Annotated in this window: 22 protein-coding genes; 18 read left to right on the forward strand and 4 right to left on the reverse strand. The window is 55.1% G+C overall.

Annotated elements, in window-relative coordinates; all coding sequences use genetic code 11:
• Positions 1 to 33 precede the first annotated feature (33 nt).
• Positions 34 to 1,329, forward strand: a complete 1,296-nt coding sequence (eno, locus tag F3J37_RS08210) for a phosphopyruvate hydratase (RefSeq protein WP_034823037.1) — start codon at positions 34 to 36, stop codon at positions 1,327 to 1,329.
• A 149-nt stretch (positions 1,330 to 1,478) separates the two neighbouring features.
• Entirely contained in the window at positions 1,479 to 2,150 is a 672-nt protein-coding gene (gene queE, locus F3J37_RS08215; protein WP_166932941.1) for a 7-carboxy-7-deazaguanine synthase QueE, read from the forward strand.
• A 142-nt stretch (positions 2,151 to 2,292) separates the two neighbouring features.
• On the opposite strand, the gene F3J37_RS08220 is transcribed toward queE, so the two are convergent.
• Complete coding sequence (locus tag F3J37_RS08220; protein ID WP_058961504.1) at positions 2,293 to 2,892, reverse strand: inorganic diphosphatase; 600 nt, start codon at positions 2,890 to 2,892, stop codon at positions 2,293 to 2,295.
• Between the two features lie 129 nt (positions 2,893 to 3,021).
• The gene (gene queD / locus F3J37_RS08225; RefSeq protein WP_166932943.1) at positions 3,022 to 3,381 is read right to left on the reverse strand and encodes a 6-carboxytetrahydropterin synthase QueD; all 360 of its coding nucleotides are present in this window, start codon (positions 3,379 to 3,381) and stop codon (positions 3,022 to 3,024) included.
• Positions 3,382 to 3,678: 297 nt separating this feature from the next.
• On the opposite strand from queD, the gene cysJ reads away from it, so the two are divergent.
• The 3 genes from cysJ to F3J37_RS08240 are packed head-to-tail and all read left to right on the forward strand — an operon-like array spanning position 3,679 to position 7,939.
• The gene (gene cysJ, locus F3J37_RS08230; protein WP_166932945.1) at positions 3,679 to 5,484 is read left to right on the forward strand and encodes an NADPH-dependent assimilatory sulfite reductase flavoprotein subunit; all 1,806 of its coding nucleotides are present in this window, start codon (positions 3,679 to 3,681) and stop codon (positions 5,482 to 5,484) included.
• Positions 5,484 to 7,208 (forward strand): assimilatory sulfite reductase (NADPH) hemoprotein subunit, encoded by a 1,725-nt coding sequence (cysI, locus tag F3J37_RS08235; protein WP_058961502.1) that lies wholly within the window; start codon positions 5,484 to 5,486, stop codon positions 7,206 to 7,208. Before cysJ ends, cysI begins: the two co-directional genes overlap by 1 nt.
• Positions 7,205 to 7,939, forward strand: a complete 735-nt coding sequence (locus F3J37_RS08240; protein WP_097117963.1) for a phosphoadenylyl-sulfate reductase — start codon at positions 7,205 to 7,207, stop codon at positions 7,937 to 7,939. Before cysI ends, F3J37_RS08240 begins: the two co-directional genes overlap by 4 nt.
• A 100-nt stretch (positions 7,940 to 8,039) precedes the next feature.
• On the opposite strand, the gene F3J37_RS08245 is transcribed toward F3J37_RS08240, so the two are convergent.
• Both F3J37_RS08245 and F3J37_RS08250 read right to left on the reverse strand, forming a co-directional pair.
• Positions 8,040 to 8,324, reverse strand: coding sequence for a YciI family protein (locus F3J37_RS08245; RefSeq protein WP_038645154.1), 285 nt, complete (start codon positions 8,322 to 8,324; stop codon positions 8,040 to 8,042).
• 9 nt (positions 8,325 to 8,333) lie between these two features.
• On the reverse strand, positions 8,334 to 9,353 hold the full coding sequence (locus F3J37_RS08250; protein ID WP_058961499.1) for an aminopeptidase: 1,020 nt from the start codon (positions 9,351 to 9,353) through the stop codon (positions 8,334 to 8,336).
• Between the two features lie 248 nt (positions 9,354 to 9,601).
• On the opposite strand from F3J37_RS08250, the gene cysG reads away from it, so the two are divergent.
• From cysG to rpoS, 13 genes are all read left to right on the forward strand, one after another.
• Complete coding sequence (gene cysG / locus F3J37_RS08255; protein ID WP_097117961.1) at positions 9,602 to 11,017, forward strand: siroheme synthase CysG; 1,416 nt, start codon at positions 9,602 to 9,604, stop codon at positions 11,015 to 11,017.
• A gap of 9 nt (positions 11,018 to 11,026) precedes the next feature.
• Positions 11,027 to 11,935 (forward strand): sulfate adenylyltransferase subunit CysD, encoded by a 909-nt coding sequence (gene cysD, locus F3J37_RS08260; RefSeq protein ID WP_034823008.1) that lies wholly within the window; start codon positions 11,027 to 11,029, stop codon positions 11,933 to 11,935.
• Between the two features lie 10 nt (positions 11,936 to 11,945).
• Entirely contained in the window at positions 11,946 to 13,373 is a 1,428-nt protein-coding gene (cysN, locus tag F3J37_RS08265) for a sulfate adenylyltransferase subunit CysN (protein WP_166932946.1), read from the forward strand.
• On the forward strand, positions 13,373 to 13,978 hold the full coding sequence (gene cysC / locus F3J37_RS08270; protein ID WP_166932948.1) for an adenylyl-sulfate kinase: 606 nt from the start codon (positions 13,373 to 13,375) through the stop codon (positions 13,976 to 13,978). Before cysN ends, cysC begins: the two co-directional genes overlap by 1 nt.
• 56 nt (positions 13,979 to 14,034) lie before the next feature.
• Positions 14,035 to 14,355: a DUF3561 family protein gene (locus tag F3J37_RS08275; RefSeq protein WP_058961495.1), complete on the forward strand. Its 321-nt coding sequence runs from the start codon at positions 14,035 to 14,037 to the stop codon at positions 14,353 to 14,355.
• Between the two features lie 171 nt (positions 14,356 to 14,526).
• Positions 14,527 to 14,844 carry a cell division protein FtsB gene (ftsB, locus tag F3J37_RS08280; RefSeq protein WP_007893240.1) on the forward strand — a complete coding sequence of 106 codons (318 nt, stop codon included), beginning with the start codon at positions 14,527 to 14,529 and terminating at the stop codon, positions 14,842 to 14,844.
• A 3-nt stretch (positions 14,845 to 14,847) separates the two neighbouring features.
• A complete protein-coding gene (ispD, locus tag F3J37_RS08285; protein WP_166932950.1) occupies positions 14,848 to 15,564 on the forward strand; it encodes a 2-C-methyl-D-erythritol 4-phosphate cytidylyltransferase in 717 nt (238 codons plus the stop codon).
• On the forward strand, positions 15,564 to 16,040 hold the full coding sequence (gene ispF, locus F3J37_RS08290) for a 2-C-methyl-D-erythritol 2,4-cyclodiphosphate synthase (protein ID WP_166932984.1): 477 nt from the start codon (positions 15,564 to 15,566) through the stop codon (positions 16,038 to 16,040). The genes ispD and ispF overlap by 1 nt, the downstream gene beginning before the upstream one ends.
• A gap of 2 nt (positions 16,041 to 16,042) precedes the next feature.
• The gene (gene truD, locus F3J37_RS08295; RefSeq protein ID WP_166932952.1) at positions 16,043 to 17,086 is read left to right on the forward strand and encodes a tRNA pseudouridine(13) synthase TruD; all 1,044 of its coding nucleotides are present in this window, start codon (positions 16,043 to 16,045) and stop codon (positions 17,084 to 17,086) included.
• Positions 17,087 to 17,303: 217 nt separating this feature from the next.
• A complete protein-coding gene (gene surE / locus F3J37_RS08300; RefSeq protein ID WP_097118184.1) occupies positions 17,304 to 18,065 on the forward strand; it encodes a 5'/3'-nucleotidase SurE in 762 nt (253 codons plus the stop codon).
• Positions 18,059 to 18,685 (forward strand): protein-L-isoaspartate(D-aspartate) O-methyltransferase, encoded by a 627-nt coding sequence (locus F3J37_RS08305; protein WP_058961492.1) that lies wholly within the window; start codon positions 18,059 to 18,061, stop codon positions 18,683 to 18,685. Before surE ends, F3J37_RS08305 begins: the two co-directional genes overlap by 7 nt.
• 166 nt (positions 18,686 to 18,851) lie before the next feature.
• The gene (nlpD, locus tag F3J37_RS08310; protein WP_166932954.1) at positions 18,852 to 19,991 is read left to right on the forward strand and encodes a murein hydrolase activator NlpD; all 1,140 of its coding nucleotides are present in this window, start codon (positions 18,852 to 18,854) and stop codon (positions 19,989 to 19,991) included.
• Between the two features lie 51 nt (positions 19,992 to 20,042).
• On the forward strand, positions 20,043 to 21,035 hold the full coding sequence (gene rpoS / locus F3J37_RS08315) for an RNA polymerase sigma factor RpoS (RefSeq protein ID WP_034822992.1): 993 nt from the start codon (positions 20,043 to 20,045) through the stop codon (positions 21,033 to 21,035).
• Positions 21,036 to 21,046: the final 11 nt, after the last annotated feature.

The following is a 21,046-nucleotide window of genomic DNA, read 5'->3' on the forward strand; positions in this document are numbered from 1 at the left end:
TAGGATTGACTAACTTGTACTGAGGAAAATCGAATGTCCAAAATCGTAAAAGTCATCGGTCGCGAAATCATCGACTCCCGTGGCAACCCGACTGTAGAAGCAGAAGTGCATCTGGAAGGCGGTTTCGTTGGTCTGGCTGCAGCGCCATCAGGTGCTTCAACCGGTTCTCGCGAAGCACTGGAGCTGCGTGACGGTGACAAATCTCGTTTCCTGGGCAAAGGCGTGACCAAAGCGGTTGCCGCTGTTAACGGTCCTATCGCTGCAGCGGTAACCGGTAAAGATGCCAAAGACCAGGCGAACATCGATAAGATCATGATCGAGCTGGACGGTACTGAGAACAAATCCAACTTCGGCGCTAACGCCATTCTGGCGGTTTCGCTGGCTGCGGCTAAAGCGGCTGCGGCTTCTAAAGGCCTGCCACTGTACGCGCACATCGCTGAACTGAACGGCACCCCAGGCAAATTCTCTATGCCACTGCCGATGATGAACATCATCAACGGTGGTGAGCACGCGGATAACAACGTTGATATCCAGGAATTCATGATCCAGCCTGTTGGCGCGAAAAACGTGAAAGAAGCCATTCGCATGGGTTCTGAAGTTTTCCACAACCTGGCAAAAGTGCTGAAAGCCAAAGGCATGAGCACTGCGGTCGGTGACGAAGGTGGCTATGCGCCAAACCTGGGTTCTAACGCCGAAGCGCTGGCTGTTATCGCTGAAGCGGTAAAAGCAGCAGGCTACGAGCTGGGCAAAGACATCACCCTGGCGATGGACTGTGCAGCGTCTGAATTCTACAAAGACGGCAAATATGTGCTGGCTGGCGAAGGCAACAAAGCTTTCACCTCTGAAGAGTTCACGCACTTCCTGGAAGACCTGACCAAACAGTACCCAATCGTCTCTATCGAAGACGGTCTGGACGAGTCTGACTGGGCGGGCTTCGCTTACCAGACCAAAGTACTGGGCGACAAAATTCAGCTGGTAGGTGACGACCTGTTCGTGACCAACACCAAGATCCTGAAAGAAGGTATCGATAAAGGTATCGCTAACTCCATCCTGATCAAATTCAACCAGATCGGTTCTCTGACCGAAACTCTGGCTGCAATCAAGATGGCAAAAGATGCAGGTTACACCGCGGTGATTTCACACCGTTCAGGTGAAACTGAAGATGCGACCATCGCTGACCTGGCGGTCGGTACTGCTGCTGGCCAGATCAAAACCGGTTCTATGAGCCGTTCTGACCGTGTTGCTAAGTACAACCAGCTGATTCGTATCGAAGAAGCGCTGGGCGACAAAGCTCCGTTCAACGGTCTGAAAGAAGTTAAAGGCCAGTAAGGGTCTGTTGATGTGGCCTGATGGGCTGCATCATCGCTGATAAAGCCCCGCCTCGTGCGGGGCTTTTGCTTTTTTGGCACGAAGCAGCTGTGAACCGGTGGTGAAAATCTGCCATAATCTGCGCCTCGAATTTAAGACGTGAGTAAAAAATGTTCTACCCGATTAACGAAATGTTCCAGACCCTGCAGGGCGAAGGATTTTACACCGGTGTTCCGGCGCTGTTCATCCGCTTACAAGGATGTCCGGTGGGCTGTAGCTGGTGTGATACCAAGCATACGTGGGAAAAACTGGCCGATCGGGAGACCTCGCTGGGTGACATTCTGATAAAGACCGTAGAAAGTGACGCCTGGGGCAGTGCCGATGCGGCAATGCTGATCGAGACCATTCAACGTCAGGGCTGGACCGCGCGCCATGTGGTGATCACTGGCGGCGAACCGGCTATTTTTGATTTGCGCCCGTTGACCGGGGCGTTGGAAGCGGCCGGATTTGAGTGCCAGATTGAGACCAGCGGTACACATGAAGTGCACTGTTCTGACAGCACCTGGGTGACGGTCTCACCGAAGGTCAATATGCGCGGTGGTTACGATGTGCTGCCTCAAGCGTTGCAGCGTGCCGATGAGATTAAACATCCGGTGGCGCGTGAGCGTGATGTCGAAGCGTTAGATGTGCTGCTGGCGGGTCTGCATGATGACAAGAAGCGCATTGTGGCGCTGCAACCGATCAGTCGTGGCGATGCCGCCACCAAACTGTGCATTGAGACCTGCATTGCGCGTAACTGGCGCCTTTCGATGCAGACACATAAATATCTGAATATCGCCTGATTCATCAGGTGCGCATCCCTGCGGCACCTGACTCAAACCTGTTTGAAGGGGCGCCATTGATGGCGACCCTGTTCATTACCGCACCGGCTAAACGATATGGATAGCGACTTTTGCCATTACCCCGCCGACGCATGCTTAGGTTTTATTGCTTTGCTTTATACGCGTCGAAGGCCTGTTTGATCTCAGCCCTGGCTTTCGCCGCGTCTTCAAAACCATTCAGCTCAACTTTCTTACGGCCATCTGGCAGCTGCTTATACACGCGGAAGAAGGCTTCCAGACGCTCCTGCTCCATTTTCGGCAGGTCTTTCATCTCTTTGATGTCGTCATAGGTTGGGTCGATTTTGCTGGTTGGTACCGCAACAATCTTGTCGTCCACTTCGCCACCATCAATCATTTTCAGCACGCCAATCGGGCGCAGTTTGATCAGTGTGCCCGGTTGCAGTGGCGCGCGGGTGTAGAAGATCACATCCAGCGGATCGCCATCACCGCCCAGTGACTGGGTCAGTGAGCCGTAGTTTGCCGGATAGGCAACCGGCATCGACTGGAAACGGTCAGCCACGATAAAACCGGTTTTCGCGTCGGTTTCATATTTAATCATCCCGCCCGCCGGAATTTCAGTCACGGCATAGAACTCATCCGGTACTTTTTCAGGCTGCGGAAAATCGAGGACGTTTTGCGCCTGAACGGCGGCAGAGGCGGAAACCAGCAAAGCAATAACAGAAAGGCGTTTAACGAAGTTCATTGTTGATTCTCTTGATCTTTAATGAAGGAGACAACAACGTAGAGGGGGCGGATGACATGGAGATGAAGTGAACGTAAAGAAGCGTATAGCTGAAAGTCAGGCTGCACAGCGGCAGCCCGTCAACAGTGATTAACCTTTATAAGTACAACCTGCGGTACAGGTTTCCTTGATCATCACTGCACTCAGTTCTGGCAGCATCGGTTTCATCTGATCCCAAATCCATTTTGCCAGCACTTCGCTGGTTGGATTTTCCAGGCCTGGAATATCATTCAGATAGTGATGATCGAGACGATCATAAATCGGCATAAACGCCGCCTTCAGTTCGGCAAAATCCATGACCCAACCGGTATGCGCATCCACTTCACCGGTAATTTCTAATCGCACCAGGAACGAATGGCCATGCAGACGACCACATTTATGCCCTTCAGGCACATGCGGCAGGCGGTGGGCAGATTCGAACTGGAACTCTTTAAACAGCGTGGTAGACATAATGGCTCTCAGACTTAAAAACCGCCGAATTCTACCTGAATCACAGATTTTTCGCACCCGCTTACGATGAAAAGGGCATTTTGCGCACGCCTATACCGCAACATGTTGATTAACGTATTGAATAAAGGCGACTTTATTTACCACTTTTGCCGATTAACATTACCCGAAAAACCACTTAGTCATTTTGGTTATTAATTATGTCGAAGGCGTATTTAATCGTTAATATACAGCCCGGTAACCTACCCACTCTTCCGCCATTTATCGGTCCGGACTTCAGACACTGGAATTTTTAACGCGATGACGACTCAGGCACCAGGTTCAATGCTCCCGCTTAATCCGGAGCAACTCGCGCGCTTACAGGCAGCGACCACGGATTTCAACACCACGCAGATGGCCTGGCTTTCCGGCTACTTCTGGGGCATGGTCAATCAGACGCCGGGCGCCGTTGCCGCACCTGCACCGGTGCAGGCCGAGGTGCCAACCATCACGCTGATTTCCGCGTCACAAACCGGTAATGCTCGTCGTCTGGCGGAACAGCTGCGCGATGATCTGCTGGCCGCCAAACTGAGCGTCAATCTGGTGAACGCCGGTGACTACAAGTTTAAGCAAATCGGTCAGGAGAAATTACTGGTTGTTGTCACTTCGACGCAAGGTGAAGGTGAGCCACCGGAAGAAGCCGTGGCGCTGCACAAATTCCTGCTGTCGAAGAAGGCGCCGAAATTTGCGGCTGGCTCCGCGTTTGCGGTGTTTGGCCTTGGTGACACCTCATACGAATTCTTCAGCAAAGCCGGTAAAGACTTTGATGAGCGTCTGGCGGAACTGGGCGCAGAACGTCTGCTGGATCGTGTTGATGCCGACGTGGAGTACAAAGAGCAGGCTACGGCCTGGCGTCAACAGCTGACCGAGATTCTAAAAGCACGCGTGCCGAGTGAATCCTCAGTGGTCGCGGCTGTGACGGCTTCTGGCGTGGTGAACGATATCCACAGCAGCCCTTACACCAAAGAAGCGCCGCTGACCGCCAGTTTTGCCGCTAATCAAAAAATCACCGGTCGTGATTCGGATAAAGATGTTCGCCATATCGAAATCGATCTGGGCGATTCTGGTCTGCGCTATCAGCCCGGCGATGCGCTGGGCGTGTGGTTTGAAAACGACGCGGAACTGGTACAGGAACTGCTGCAACTGGTGTGGCTGAAGGGCGATGAGCCGGTTGATGTTAACGGTGAAAACCTGCCGCTCGCAGAAGCCTTGCAAAAGCATTATGAGTTGACGGTGAACACGCCGCAGATCGTTGAACAGTATGCTGCGCTGTCACGCAATGATGCGCTGCTGGCGCTGTCGGGTGATAAGCCGAAATTACAGAGCTATGCGCAGAGCTTCCCGATTGTCGATATGGTGCGTCAGGCACCGACTGAACTCAATGCAGAACAGCTCACTGGCCTGTTGCGTCCTTTAACACCGCGCCTCTATTCGATTGCTTCATCGCAAGCGGAAACGGATACCGAAGTACATATTACTGTCGGTGCGGTGCGTTATGAGATTGATGGTCGTCAGCGCGGCGGCGGTGCGTCAACCTGGCTGGCGGATCGCATCGAAGAAGACGGCGAGATCCGCGTGTTTATCGAACACAACGACAACTTCCGCTTGCCGGCGAATCCGGAAACGCCAGTGATCATGGTCGGCCCAGGCACCGGTATTGCGCCGTTCCGCTCCTTTATGCAGCAGCGTGATAACGATGGCGCAGGCGGCAAAAACTGGCTGTTCTTTGGTAACCCACACTTCACCGATGATTTCCTCTATCAGGTGGAATGGCAGAAATACGTCAAAGACGGCTTGCTGACCAACATTGATTTAGCGTGGTCACGTGACCAGGCTGAGAAAATATACGTACAAGATAAAATCCGCGCCAAAGGGGCGGAAGTGTGGCGCTGGATTGAAGAAGGCGCGCACCTTTACGTCTGCGGCGACGCTAATCGCATGGCGAAAGACGTTGAGCAGGCATTACTGGATGTGGTGGTCGAACACGGCGGCATGGATCGTGAAACGGCTGACGAATTTTTAAGTGAGCTGCGCATTGAGCGCCGTTATCAGCGAGACGTTTACTAATGAGCGAAAAACATCCTGGACCGCTGGTCGTTGAAGGCAAGCTGACCGACGCCGAGCGTCTGAAAAAACAGAGTAACTACCTGCGCGGCACCATTCTCGAGGATCTCGATGATGGCCTGACCGGCGGCTTCACTGGCGATAATTTCCTGTTGATCCGTTTCCACGGCATGTACCAGCAGGACGACCGCGATATTCGTGCCGAGCGTGCGGCGCAGAAACTTGAGCCGCGCCACGCGATGATGCTGCGTTGCCGTCTGCCGGGCGGGATTATCACGCCAACGCAATGGCTGGCGATTGATAAGTTCGCCACCGATAAAACCATTTACGGCAGCATCCGTCTGACTAACCGTCAGACCTTCCAGTTCCACGGCATTCTGAAAAAGAACGTGAAGCCGACGCACCAGATGCTGCATGAAGTGGGTCTCGACGCACTGGCGACCGCCAACGACGTGAACCGTAACGTGTTGTGCACCTCGAATCCAGTCGAGTCGGAATTGCATCAGGAAGCCTACGAGTGGGCGAAAAAGCTCTCCGAGCACCTGCTGCCGCAAACCCGCGCTTACGCTGAGATCTGGTGGGATAAAGAGAAGGTTGCTACCACGGATAAAGAACCGATTCTGGGCGAAACCTATCTGCCGCGTAAGTTCAAAACTACCGTGGTGGTGCCACCGCATAACGATGTCGATCTGCATGCGAATGACCTGAACTTCATCGCTATTGCTGAGAACGGCAAGCTGATTGGCTTTAACCTGTTGGTTGGCGGTGGTTTGTCGATCGATCACGGCAATAAAGCGACTTACGCGCGTACTGCGAGTGAGTTTGGCTTCCTGCCAGTAGAGAAGATCCTTGATGTGGCGGCTGCGGTAGTGACCACGCAGCGCGACTGGGGTAACCGTACCGACCGTAAGAATGCCAAAACCAAGTACACGCTGGAACGTGTAGGTGTCGAGACCTTTAAAGCGGAAGTGGAAAAGCGTGCTGGCCTGACGTTTGAACCGATTCGTCCTTACGCGTTTACCACGCGTGGCGACCGCGTGGGCTGGGTGAAAGGCATTGATAAGAAATGGCACCTGACGCTGTTTATCGAAAACGGCCGTCTGCTGGATTATCCAGGCCGTCCGCTGAAACGCGGCATCGCCGAAATTGCCAAAATTCACCAAGGCGATTTCCGCCTCACTGCCAACCAGAACCTGATCGTGGCTGGCGTGCCGGAGAAGCAAAAAGCGCAGATCGAAGCTATTGCCCGTGAACACGGTTTGATGGAAGCGGTGACGCCACAGCGTGAAAACTCCATGGCCTGCGTGGCCTTCCCAACCTGCCCATTAGCGATGGCCGAAGCCGAACGCTTCCTGCCTTCGTTTGTGACCAAGGTTGAAGAGATCATGCATAAGCACGGCGTCGGTGAAGAGCACATCGTGCTACGCGTTACCGGTTGCCCGAACGGCTGTGGCCGTGCTTTGCTGGCGGAGTTGGGTCTGGTGGGTAAAGCACCAGGCCGCTACAACTTACATATTGGCGGCAACCGCATGGGTACGCGCATTCCGCGTATGTACCGCGAGAACATCAACGAAGGCGAAATTCTGGCCAGCATCGATGAGCTGGTGGCGCGCTGGGCAACCGAGCGTCAGGCCGATGAAGGCTTCGGTGACTTCGTGATTCGCGCTGGCATCATCAAAGCCGTGGTGGATCCCGCCCGTGATTTTTGGGACTCGGAGGCAGTATGACGGTACTTGATCTCGCAGCACTGAATAGTGGCAGCAAAGTCGATCGCATCATGGCACTGGCCGAAAGCAACGTGCAGCTGGAGAAACTCTCCGCTGAGCAACGCGTGAGCTGGGCGCTGGAGAATATGCCGGGCGCGTTCGTGTTGTCCTCCAGCTTTGGTATTCAGGCGGCGGTTCTGCTGCATATGGTGACGCAGCAGAAACCGGATACGCCGGTGATCCTGACCGATACCGGCTATCTGTTCCCGGAAACTTACCGCTTTATTGATGAGTTGACTGAGAAGCTCAATCTCAATCTGCAAATCTTCCGTGCTGAGACTTCTCCAGCATGGCAGGAAGCGCGCTACGGCAAACTGTGGGAGCAGGGCGTCGAGGGGATTGAGCAGTACAACCAAATCAACAAGGTCGAACCGATGAATCGCGCGCTGCAAACCCTGGGTGCGCAGACCTGGTTTGCGGGTCTACGCCGTGACCAGTCAGGCAGCCGCGCCAGTTTGCCGGTGCTGGCGGTACAGCGCGGTGTGTTCAAGATTCTGCCGATCATTGACTGGGATAACCGTCAGGTGCACCAGTACCTAAAACAACATGGCCTCAAGTATCATCCGCTGTGGGATGAAGGCTATTTGTCCGTGGGCGATACGCACACCACTAAGAAGTGGGAACCGGGCATGGCAGAAGAAGAAACTCGCTTCTTTGGCCTGAAGCGCGAGTGTGGATTGCACGAAGGTTGATGCATCAATAAAAGGGTTGCGGCGTGATTTATCGCGCCTCCCTGCAGCGCCTCTAACGCTGACAGGTGCACGATAAATCGTGCCGCTTCCCAATTGTCCTTTAAATCCCTTTTAACCCTTCAAACGCCTCCGCTGCACGCGTCACGTTCACTTTGGTCACGTCATAATGCGCCACCGCGACAAAGGGATCTTCCGCGAGGATAGTATCCAAACGGGCGCGATCCATCTCCTTCACCAGCACCATACCGCCAGTGCGCGGATCTTTACGGCCTGCGGCAATGAAGTCACCACTGTCAAAGTAACGATCCAGCCACTCAATGTGTGGCGCCAGCAGCGCATCGGCTTCTTCTGCCGGACGGAAATAGTTGAGATACACCACGTACATCGCAAATCCTTAAGTTGTTGGGTTAGCCAGCTCAGTGACCAGCGGCAGTAAGATCTTCACGCTATCACGCGTGCGTTGCGTAATCCGGCCCGGTAGCCAGCGATCCAGATAATTGAGGTTATCCCGGTCGGTTTGATGGCGTACGTTGCCCTCCGGGAAGTGGCTGCTGTGCGCCCGTTGCTGCTGTCCATCTTTATTACCCAGCGCCCAGTTGGCGGCGGTGACATCCAGCAGCGGCATGCCGGCTTTATCAAACGGATTCACGCCCGGATAGTCGCGTGCCGTCAGCGTGTGGCTGGCGGCGGAAATACCGTAGCGATGCGCGAGCTGCACGGCGCGCGCGCTGGTCTGCTTGCGTACCGCTGAGGGCGTATTGGCGCCACTGTTAAAATAGAGGTGATCGCCGACGATCAGACTGTTGAGATCAATCACCAGCAGCGTGTTCTTTTTCTCCTGCGCACTCATCCGCGACAGGTAGTCATCCATCCCGTGCAGCCCGGCTTCACCAGCGCTAAGCGCGACAAAGCGCACGCCATAATGCAGTGGGGTTTTACTCAGCTGTTGCGCCAGCTCCAGCATTACGCCAAGGCCAGAAGCATTGTCGTCCACACCTTGTAAACGCAGGCCGCCCAGATTGTTATCCGCTTCATGACGGCTGAGTGGCGTCCAGGTGTCGAGATGCGTGACGATCAGGATCTCTTGCGGCACCGCACCGCTGCGCGCGGCGATCACCGACGTGGCGGAGACTTTACGTGCGCGGGTTTCACCCTTGCGCTCTAACCAGTTGTAGCTGGTATTGAACTGGCGGGTATTACTCTTGTAACCCAGCTCGGTGAATTGCTGTTGCAGATAATCGGCCGTCATCAGCTCAGCAGGGCTGCCGCTCATACGGCCAGGGAAATAGGTGGCGATATGGCGCAGCTGCTGTTCGGCAAAATGCCCCGGCGCATAGGTTGCGGCTTGGGCAAAGAGAGGCAAACCGCCCGCGATCAGTGCAGCCAGCACGGTGCGGCGGAGGGTGGCAAACATAGTTAAGGTCCTTTTGTGACATCCCGTCAGGCTAAAAAAATTCTGGATTAGTATGAAACTGTGACCGCGATTGCACAATTTGAATTGCTCCGAAACACCAGCAATATCATCTGTTAAGCACAAATTGTTATCAGCAATCCTGGGGCGTTATTCCATTCGGTAACTACTAATGCCAATTCGTAATTTCATCTGCCAGAAGGTGGGAAAGTATAGTCGCGTTAACTTATTGTAAAACTAACAAGGTTAACGTGGATTATCTGCCTCTCTTTGCCGATCTCAAAAACCGTCCAGTGCTGGTTGTTGGCGGTGGTGAAATCGCGGCGCGTAAAATCGAACTGCTGCGACGTGCCGGTGCGCGCGTGCGGGTAGCGGCGCGCGACCTTGGCCATGAGTTGCAGGCGCTGCTGGAAATCGACGCCATCGAGTGGATTGCACATCACTTCGATCCGGTTCAGCTGGATGGCGTCTTTTTAGTCATCGCTGCCACTGACGATAACGCGCTCAATGCGCAAGTCTTTGACGCCGCCAATGCCCGCCACAAGCTGGTCAACGTTGTCGACGATCAGCCCAAGTGCAGTTTTATCTTCCCCTCTATTGTCGACCGCTCCCCCTTGGTGGTGGCGATCTCCTCTAGTGGTACGGCGCCAGTGCTGGCCCGCTTATTACGTGAAAAAATTGAGTCGCTGTTACCTGCCAATCTCGGTCAGATGGCTGAAGTGGCAGGACAGTGGCGTGACAAAGTTAAACAGCGCTATCACAGCATGTCGGAACGTCGTCGTTTTTGGGAGCGGGCATTTAACGGTTTGTTCGCCAGCCAGATGTCAGCCGGCAACGTCAACGAAGCGCGCCGCACGCTGGATCGCGAGTTAGAGAACAGCAGCGACAATCAGGGTGAAATCACCCTGGTGGGCGCGGGTCCAGGTGACAGCGGTTTACTGACGTTACGTGGCCTGCAGGTGATGCAGCTGGCGGATGTGGTGCTGTATGACCATCTGGTGAGTGACGAAGTGCTGGAGCTGGTGCGCCGTGATGCTGACCGCATCTGCGTCGGCAAGCGTGCTGGAGCACACTCCGTATCCCAGGAAGAGACCAATGCGATGCTGGTTGAGCTGGCGCAGCAGGGTAAACGCGTGGTGCGTCTGAAAGGCGGCGATCCGTTCATCTTCGGTCGCGGCGGCGAAGAGCTGCAGGCGGCGAAAGCGGCGGGCATTCCTTTCCAGGTGGTGCCGGGCATTACTGCGGCAGCGGGAGCCACTGCTTATGCCGGGATTCCGTTAACCCATCGCGATCACGCGCAGAGCGTGCTGTTTGTCACCGGCCACTTACGCAGTGATAGCGAGGGCATTGACTGGCCGACGCTGGCGCGTGCGCGTCAGACCCTGGCAATTTATATGGGCACGTTGAAAGCGGCAGAAATTGCGGCGGGCCTTATCAAACATGGACGCGCGGCATCAACGCCAGTAGCCGTCATTGGCTGCGGCACGCGTCAGAATCAACAAGTGCTGACCGGTACCTTAGATCAGCTTGAGGCGCTGGCGGTTGCCGCGCCCACACCGGCCCTGATTGTGGTGGGGGAAGTGGTGAATTTGCACGGGCAATTAGCCTGGTTCCAACATTCGGCACAGCAGGGGGCTCGTGAGTCCGCCGTTGTCAATTTGGCTTGAGGAAAAATTATGGACCAAAATCGTCTTACTCATCTGCGCCAGCTGGAGGCAGAGAGTATCCATATCATCCGCGAGGTGGCGGCCGAGTTCAGCAATCCGGTGATGATGTACTCCATCGGTAAAGACTCCTCGGTAATGCTGCATCTGGCGCGTAAGGCCTTCTATCCTGGCACGCTGCCATTTCCGCTGCTGCACGTTGATACCGGCTGGAAATTCCGTGAAATGTACGAGTTTCGCGATCGTACCGTGAAAAACATGGGCGCGGAACTGCTGGTTCACCGCAACCCGGAAGGCGTGGCGATGGGCATCAACCCGTTCGTCCACGGTAGCGCCAAACATACCGACATCATGAAAACCGAGGGCCTGAAGCAGGCGCTGAATAAGTACGGGTTTGATGCCGCTTTCGGTGGTGCGCGTCGTGACGAAGAGAAGTCACGCGCCAAAGAGCGTATTTACTCGTTCCGTGACCGTTTCCATCGTTGGGATCCGAAAAATCAGCGTCCTGAGCTGTGGCATAACTACAACGGTCAGATCAACAAAGGCGAAAGCATCCGCGTGTTCCCGCTCTCCAACTGGACCGAGCTGGATATCTGGCAGTACATCTTCCTGGAAAACATCGAGATCGTTCCGCTGTACCTTGCGGCACCGCGTCCGGTGCTGGAGCGTGATGGCATGCTGATGATGATTGATGACGATCGCATTGATCTGCAGCCTGGCGAAGTGATCAAACAGCGCATGGTGCGTTTCCGTACCCTCGGCTGCTGGCCGCTGACCGGTGCGGTGGAATCCGAAGCGCAAACGCTGCCGGAAATTATTGAAGAGATGCTGGTCTCCACCACCAGTGAACGCCAGGGCCGTGTGATTGACCGCGACCAGGCCGGTTCGATGGAAATGAAGAAACGTCAGGGTTATTTCTAAGGAGACGCAGATGAATACCGTAATTGCACAACAGATTGCCGATCAGGGCGGCGTAGAAGCCTGGCTGACCGCGCAACAACACAAAAGCCTGCTGCGTTTCCTGACCTGCGGTAGCGTCGACGACGGCAAAAGTACGCTGATTGGTCGCCTGCTGCACGATACCCGTCAGATTTATGAAGATCAGCTCTCTTCGCTGCACAACGACAGCAAGCGTCATGGCACCCAGGGCGAGAAACTCGATCTGGCGCTGCTGGTGGATGGCTTGCAGGCCGAGCGTGAGCAGGGCATCACCATCGACGTGGCATATCGCTACTTCTCCACCGAGAAGCGCAAATTTATCATCGCCGACACGCCGGGACACGAGCAGTACACCCGCAACATGGCGACCGGCGCATCCACTTGTGATCTGGCGATTCTGCTGATCGATGCGCGTAAAGGCGTGCTGGATCAGACGCGTCGTCACAGCTTTATCTCTACGCTGCTGGGTATCAAACACCTGGTGGTCGCCATCAACAAGATGGATTTGGTGGAGTATAAACAGGAGACGTTTGAACAGATCAAACAGTCTTACCTCGATTTTGCTGGCCAGCTCCCTGAAGATCTGGATATTCGTTTTGTGCCGATGTCTGCGCTGGAAGGCGATAACGTGGCGACGCCAAGTGTGACCATGCCATGGTACAGCGGCCCTACGCTGCTCGACGTGCTGGAAACCGTGGAGCTGAACCGCGTGGTGGATCATCAGCCGATGCGCTTCCCGGTGCAGTATGTGAACCGTCCAAACCTCGATTTCCGTGGTTATGCCGGTACGCTGGCCTCCGGTACGGTGCAGGTCGGACAGCGCGTGAAAGTGTTGCCTTCAGGCGTCGAGTCTTCGGTTTCACGTATCGTCACTTTCGATGGCGATCTGCAGGAAGCCGCAGCGGGTGAAGCGATTACGCTGGTGCTGAAAGATGAGATCGACATCAGCCGTGGCGATCTGCTGGTGGATGCGGCTGCAGAGTTGCAGGCGGTGCAGTCTGCCACTGTTGACGTGGTGTGGATGGCAGAACAGCCGCTGCAGCCGGGTCAGAGCTATGAAGTGAAGATCGCCGGTAAGAAAGCGCGTGGCCGCGTGGAAAAGATCATTCATCAGGTGGAGATCAACACGCTGGAGAAACGTGCGGTGGAAAGTCTGCCGCTGAACGGCATCGGCTTAGTCGAGATCACGTTTGATGAGCCGATGGTACTGGATGCCTATCGCCAGAACCCGGTCACAGGCGGCATGATCTTTATCGATCGCCTGAGCAATGTCACGGTCGGTGCGGGGATGATCAATCAGCCGCTGAGTGATGTGCGTGGGCAGGCTGGCCAGTTCAGTGAATTCGAGCTGGAGTTGAATGCGCTGGTGCGTCGTCACTTCCCACACTGGAATGCACGCGATCTGCTGGGTGGCAAGTAATGGCCCAACACGACGAAAACGTGGTGTGGCACGATCATCCGGTCACCCGTGAAGAACGGGAACAGCAGCACGGCCATCAGGGCGTGGTGCTGTGGTTTACTGGGCTATCAGGCTCGGGTAAATCCACGGTGGCCGGTGCGCTGGAGCAGGCGCTGCATCGCGCGGGCGTCAGCACCTATCTGCTGGATGGCGATAACGTGCGTCACGGCCTGTGCCGTGACCTCGGCTTCAGCGATGACGATCGCAAAGAGAACATCCGGCGCGTGGGAGAAGTGGCGAAACTGATGGTGGATGCCGGTTTAGTGGTTTTAACTGCCTTTATTTCGCCGCATCGCACGGAGCGTCAGATGGTGCGTGATTTGCTCGGCACCGGGCAGTTTGTCGAAGTGTTTGTCGATACGCCGCTGGCCGTGTGTGAAGCGCGTGACCCCAAAGGTTTGTATAAAAAAGCGCGCGCCGGTGAGCTGCTTAATTTTACCGGTATCGACAGCGTTTATGAGGCGCCAGACGCGCCTGAAATCCATCTTGATGGCGAACAATTAGTTACAAACTTGACCGCCCAATTGTTAGACCTCCTGCGTCACCGCGATATCATCAGATCCTGAACCGACAGCGGCAAATCTCGATTGGTTTGCCGCTTTTTAGCGTCAACAGGATCTCTATGCAGAACGTTACCCCCATGCTGGCACGCAAAGATGAACGCACCCCGGATGAGTCCCGCTCATCACTGCCGGGCGGCGTGATTGGCTTTCTCTCGTACTGGTGCGCGCTGGCGATTCCGTTCATGCTCTACGGTTCCAACACGCTATTCTTCTTCCTCTACACCTGGCCGTTCTTTTTGGCGCTGCTACCGGTATCGGTGCTGATTGGTATCGTACTGAGCTTAATGATTCGCGGACGCCTGTTCTGGAGTGGGGTGATCACCGCCATCGTGGTGGTGTGCCTGTTCTGGTTGCTGTTCTCATTTCTCTCGGGTTGGTAGTCCGATCCTGATGTGCAAACGCATCGGCAGGTTACAAAACTTTACCTGCCGTCCCGCTTTTAGCCTTGCCGTTTTTTGTACAGACAATCGTCTGCTGCTGGCATTTTCGCTGTCGCTGTGGAGTCCTGTGCGAAGTTATGGGATGATTAGGCCGTTTTTCAGGGGGCGGGGATGGGAAAACTGACGTTACTGTTGCTCGTGCTGCTGGGATGGCTCCAATATTCCTTGTGGCTGGGTAAGAACGGTATTCATGACTATACGCGCGTCAATGAAGACGTCGCGTCGCAACAGGCGAATAACGCCAAACTCAAAGCACGTAACGATCAGTTGTTTGCCGAAATTGATGACCTCAATGGCGGTTCAGAAGCAATTGAGGAACGTGCACGTAATGAACTGGGTATGATCAAGCCCGGTGAGACTTTCTATCGTCTGGTGCCAGACCAGAATAAACGTAACGCGCAACAAGCTGCGCAAAATCAACAACGATAAACCATGAACAACCTCTCTTCCCTTGCGGATGTGATTGCCGTGGTGCCTGCCGCAGGCGTGGGCAGCCGTATGCAGGCTGCCTGCCCAAAACAGTATCTGACCATTGGTCAATTTACCCTTCTTGAACACAGCGTTGCGCGCTTGCTGGCTCATCCAGCCGTTAAGCAAGTGATCGTGCCCATCAGTCCTGATGATGGCTGGTTTGATTCGCTGCCACTGGCGCAGGATGCACGCGTGCTGCGCGTGACGGGTGGCGACACGCGTGCTGAGTCGGTGCTGGCAGGTTTGCAGGCGATTAAGCATAGCGAATGGGTACTGGTGCACGATGCCGCGCGGCCATGCTTGCACCCGGATGATCTGGCACGCCTGCTGGCAGTTCGTGAGCACAGCAAAGTGGGTGCGATTCTGGCGGCACCGGTGCGTGACACCATGAAGCGTGCTGAACCTCGTAAAACGGCGATTGCGCATACCGTTGAACGCGAAGATCTCTGGCACGCACTCACGCCACAATTTTTCCCGCATCAACTGCTGACGGCGTGTTTAACGCGTGCACTCCATGAAGGCGCTACCATTACCGATGAAGCGTCGGCGCTGGAATACTGCGGCTATCATCCAGAGCTCGTCAGCGGACGCAGCGACAACATTAAGGTGACGCGGCCAGAAGACCTGGCGCTGGCGGCCTTCTATCTCACCCAGATTCAGTTAAAGGAGAGCGCATGATGCGTATCGGTCACGGTTTTGACGTTCACGCTTTTGGCGGCGAAGGTCCGTTAGTGATTGGCGGGGTGCGTATTCCCTTCGAACACGGTTTTATTGCCCATTCAGATGGCGATGTGGCACTGCATGCATTAACGGATGCACTGCTCGGCGCGATGGCGATGGGCGATATCGGCAAGCTGTTCCCGGACACCGATCCCGCCTTCAAAGGGGCGGACAGCCGTGGCTTGCTGCGTGAAGCCTGGCGTCGTATTCAGCAGAAAGGTTATCGCATTGGTAATGTCGACGTGACCATCATCGCGCAAGCGCCGAAAATGCTGCCGCATGTGCCGCAGATGCGCGTCAACATCGCTGAAGATCTCGGTTGCCATATGGATGATGTCAACGTCAAAGCGACCACGACTGAGAAGCTTGGCTTTACCGGCCGTGGCGAAGGCATTGCCTGTGAAGCCGTGGCGCTGCTGGTGAAGGCCGATTAAGTATGAGTGAACTGCTTTACCTGCACGGCGTTCCGAGCGCCACCGGCGTGATCAAGGCCAATCCCGAAGATTTCGTGGTAATTGAAGACCTCGGCTATCCCTATGATGGCGAAGGCGAGCAGGTGCTGGTGCGCATCCGCAAGATAGGCTGCAATACACGCTTTGTCGCCGAAGCTATCGCGAAATTCCTCGGCGTGCATCAACGTGATATGAGCTATGCCGGGATGAAAGACCGCCATGCGGTGACTGAGCAGACGCTGTGTTTCCGCGTGCCGGGTAACGCGATGCCGAATTTGGCCGGTTTCCAGCTGGAAGGCGTGGAAATTCTGCAGGTGATCCGCCATAAGCGCAAATTGCGCACTGGCGCGCTGGCGGGGAATGCGTTCCGTTTGGTTGTGCGTCAGATTTCGGATCGCGCGGAAGTGGAAGCGCGCTTGCAGCATATCCAGCAAAGCGGCGTGCCTAACTACTTTGGTGAACAACGCTTTGGCCGCGGCGGCAATAACCTGACGCAGGCAAAATTGTGGGCAGAAGATAAGTTCCGCCCGCGCGATCGCAGCATGAAAGGTATTTTGCTGTCTGCTGCGCGCAGCCAACTGTTTAATCAGGTCACCAGTGCGCGTTTGCAGCGTGATGGCGTGTTGGATCAGGTACAAGCGGGTGATGCACTGCAGCTGGCCGGTCGCGGCAGTTGGTTTGTGGCGCAGGCGGAAGAGCTGGCGGAATTGCAGCAGCGTGTGAATCATCATGAACTGCGCATCACCGCGCCTCTCGCAGGGCGAGGTGATCTGGGCCCTCAGGGTGACGCGCTGGCCTTTGAGCAGGCTAATCTGGCACCGGCTGCGGATTTGCTGGCGCTGCTGGAGCGTGAGCGCGTTGATGCGGCACGCCGCGCCATGCTGGTGGTGCCAAAAGATCTGCGCTGGAACTGGTGGGATGACGTCACGCTAGAGATGCAGTTCTGGCTGCCAGCCGGGAGTTTCGCCACCAGCGTGGTGCGCGAACTGCTGAGTAACGGTGCCGCTGCGCCTATCAGCGATGAATAACCCCACTTTACCCGGCCTCAACGCCGGGTAAATATCTGCTCCGGCTGCATAATGTTGCGGCAAACGCCGGAAGTTCCGTGATTTACGCCTACCACTTCCCGCGCCTCACCGCTAGAATGCAAACATCTTCGTCTCGCCAAATCTTGTTTGTGCGGCACCCCAACAGCGGATGCCAGGCGAGTTGAGGACCCGTTGAATGAACAAAGGTCAGGAACAGATGCGGATATTGCTCAGCAACGACGATGGAATTCATGCCCCCGGCATTCAGACGCTGGCTCGCGCACTGCGTGAGTTTGCGGAGGTGCAGGTTGTCGCGCCCGATCGCAATCGAAGTGGCGCATCAAATTCTCTGACGTTAGAAACCCCGCTGCGGACTTTTACCCATGAGAATGGTGACATCGCTGTACAGATGGGCACGCCAACGGATTGCGTGTTTCTTGGGGTTAACAAACTGATGCAACCGCGTCCGGACATTGTGGTTTCAGGCATCAACGCTGGCCCCAATCTGGGTGATGACGTGATTTACTCTGGCACCGTGGCCGCTGCGATGGAAGGACGCCATCTTGGACTGCCTGCGCTGGCGGTTTCACTCAACGGCCATCAACACTATGCCACCGCTGCGGCGGTGACCTGCACGCTGCTGCGTGCGTTGTCCCGCGCACCGCTGCGCACCGGGCGTATCCTGAACATCAATGTGCCTGATCTACCGCTAGCGGAAATCAAAGGTTTCCGTGTGACGCGTTGTGGCAGCCGCCATCCGGCCGATCAGGTGATTTGCACGGAAGATCCGCGCGGCCATACCCTGTACTGGATTGGCCCGCCGGGGGACAAACTGGATGCGGGCCCCGACACCGATTTCGCTGCGGTAGATGCAGGTTACGTGTCGCTGACGGCATTGCATGTCGATCTTACGGCACATGCGGCGCAGGAAGTATTAAGCGACTGGTTGATCGAGGCTGAGGTAAATCTCGCATGGTGAACCGGCGCATCGAAACGCTGTTAGAGCAACTGCGTGCGCAGGGCATTCACGATGAGCACCTGTTAAAAGCCATCGCTGATGTCCCGCGTGAACGCTTTATCGATGAGGCGTTTGAGCATAAAGCCTGGGAAAACGTTGCGCTGCCGATTGGCAGTGGGCAGACCATTTCACAGCCCTACATGGTAGCGCGGATGACCGCGTTACTTGAACTGAACCCGGAATCGCGCGTGCTGGAAATCGGCACCGGTTCAGGCTATCAGACCGCTATTCTGGCCCATCTGGTCAATCACGTTTATTCCGTTGAACGCATTAAAGGGTTGCAATGGCAGGCTAAGCGTCGCCTGAAACAACTCGACCTGCACAATATTTCGACTCGTCATGGTGACGGTTGGCAAGGTTGGGCCGCACGTGGCCCGTTTGATGCCATCATTGTCACCGCTGCACCCCCTGAAATTCCGACTGCGCTGATAGCGCAATTAGGTGAGGGTGGCAAAATGGTGCTGCCAGTCGGCGAAGATCAGCAGGTTTTAAAGCGTTTGCGTCGTCAGGGTGGTGAATTAATTGAAGAAATCATCGAACCCGTCCGCTTTGTGCCGTTAGTTCAGGGCGATCTGGCCTGAGCCATTGCTACGTAAATCTTCACAACTGTTACATGGCATGGCGCAGTTGATATTGTTACTATCCTTGTTAATCAATGTGAAAGACCGTATTCCGCCTGTTGCGCAGTGAATAATGCGGTCACAACCACGACACAGTTACATCCAGGATTGCCATAACGGGGGATCAATGAGCACGGGAAGCACAGTATTTCAATTACGCCGTTTGGCGGCACTTTCACTGGTAGGTTTTTGGCTGGCGGGTTGTAGCTCAGGCGACAACACGCAGGCTCCGATTAGCCAGATTGGCGGCGGTGGCGACAGCGGTATTATGTCCTCTGGCGGCGGCACGACCTCCTCACCGAGCAGCGGTGGCATGCTCTCATCGCAGAATAGCACCGTGCCAGCTATGCCACACGGCGGAATGTTAAGCGGCGGTACACCATCAGCTGCACCCTCCGGGGGAATGGTTAGTGGCAATAATAATGTTGTCACGCAAAATGGTCGTATCGTGTACAACCGTAATTATGGGAATATTCCTAAAGGTAGTTACGGTGGTGAGACTTACACCGTTAAACGTGGAGATACCCTGTTCTACATTGCCTGGATTACCGGCAATGACTTCCGCGATCTGGCGCAACGCAATAACGTCCCGGCCCCGTATGGCCTGGAAGCGGGGCAAGTCCTGCAGGTTGGCAACGGTAATGGCCAGACCATCACCGGTGGCAATGCGATAACCGCAGCGGATGCGACACAGGGCGGCGTGCCGGTGGCATCCAACCAAACGCAAATTAAATCGGCCCCTGTTGCACAGCAACCTGTTATTACGTATTCTGATGATTCGGGTTCGACAGGCGGTAAAATGCTGCCGTCGAAAGGGGCAAATAATGTGGCAACGACCACAGCTCCGGTTACCGCACCACCTACAGTCAGCAGCACGACTAACAGCACAACCCCAGTGGGAAGCTGGCGTTGGCCGACTGATGGGAAGATCATCGATAACTTCTCCGCTGCGGAAGGCGGAAACAAAGGGATCGATATCGCCGGTTCGCGTGGACAACCTGTTGTCGCCACTGCTTCAGGAAGGGTGGTATACGCAGGCAACGCGCTCCGTGGGTACGGTAATTTAATCATCATCAAACACAATGATGATTATCTGAGTGCTTACGCCCATAACGATTCCATGCTGGTCCGGGAACAACAGGAAGTTAAGGCGGGGCAAAAAATCGCTACCATGGGTAGTACCGGAACCAGTTCGGTAAGATTACATTTTGAAATTCGTTACAAGGGGAAATCCGTAAACCCGTTGCGTTATTTACCGCAGCGATAATCCGGCAGAACCTTAGGTGTTCTGCCCTTGGATCACGGGTAGGAGCCGCTTATGAACCAGAATACGCTGAAAGTTAACGAGTTACATGAAGATGCGGAATTCGAGGAGAACGGAGCTGAGGTTTTTGATGAGAAGGCTCTCGTTGAGAACGAACCTGGTGATAACGAAGTAGCTGAAGAAGAGCTGTTGTCACAGGGTGCGACGCAACGCGTTTTGGATGCGACGCAGCTTTACCTTGGTGAGATCGGTTACTCTCCACTACTGACAGCAGAAGAAGAAGTGTTCTTCGCTCGTCGTGCACTACGTGGTGACATTCCTTCTCGCCGCCGCATGATTGAAAGTAATTTACGCCTGGTGGTGAAAATTGCCCGTCGTTATAGCAATCGTGGTCTGGCACTGCTGGATCTGATTGAAGAGGGTAATCTCGGCCTGATTCGTGCCGTGGAGAAGTTTGACCCAGAACGTGGGTTCCGTTTCTCAACCTATGCCACCTGGTGGATTCGTCAGACTATTGAACGGGCGATCATGAATCAAACCCGTACTATTCGTCTGCCGATCCACATCGTTAAAGAGTTGAATGTTTATCTGCGTACCGCGCGCGAACTTTCGCATAAGCTTGACCATGAGCCGAGTGCTGAAGAGATTGCCGAGCAGTTAGACAAGCCGGTTGATGATGTAAGCCGTATGCTGCGTCTCAACGAGCGTATTACCTCGGTTGACACACCGCTGGGTGGAGATTCCGAAAAAGCGCTGCTGGATATCCTGGCCGATGAAAAAGACAACGGCCCGGAAGACACCACGCAGGACGATGATATGAAACAAAGCATCGTTAAGTGGTTGTTTGAATTGAATGCCAAGCAGCGTGAAGTGCTGGCGCGTCGTTTCGGCCTGTTAGGCTATGAAGCGGCAACGCTGGAAGATGTGGGCCGTGAGATCGGGTTGACCCGTGAGCGCGTCCGTCAGATTCAGGTTGAAGGTCTGCGCCGTCTGCGTGAAATCCTGCAGACTCAGGGCCTCAACATTGAAGCACTGTTTCGCGAATAAGCCGTAACCGG

This window comes from Candidatus Pantoea communis (assembly GCF_011752685.1).
Taxonomy (GTDB): domain Bacteria; phylum Pseudomonadota; class Gammaproteobacteria; order Enterobacterales; family Enterobacteriaceae; genus Pantoea; species Pantoea communis.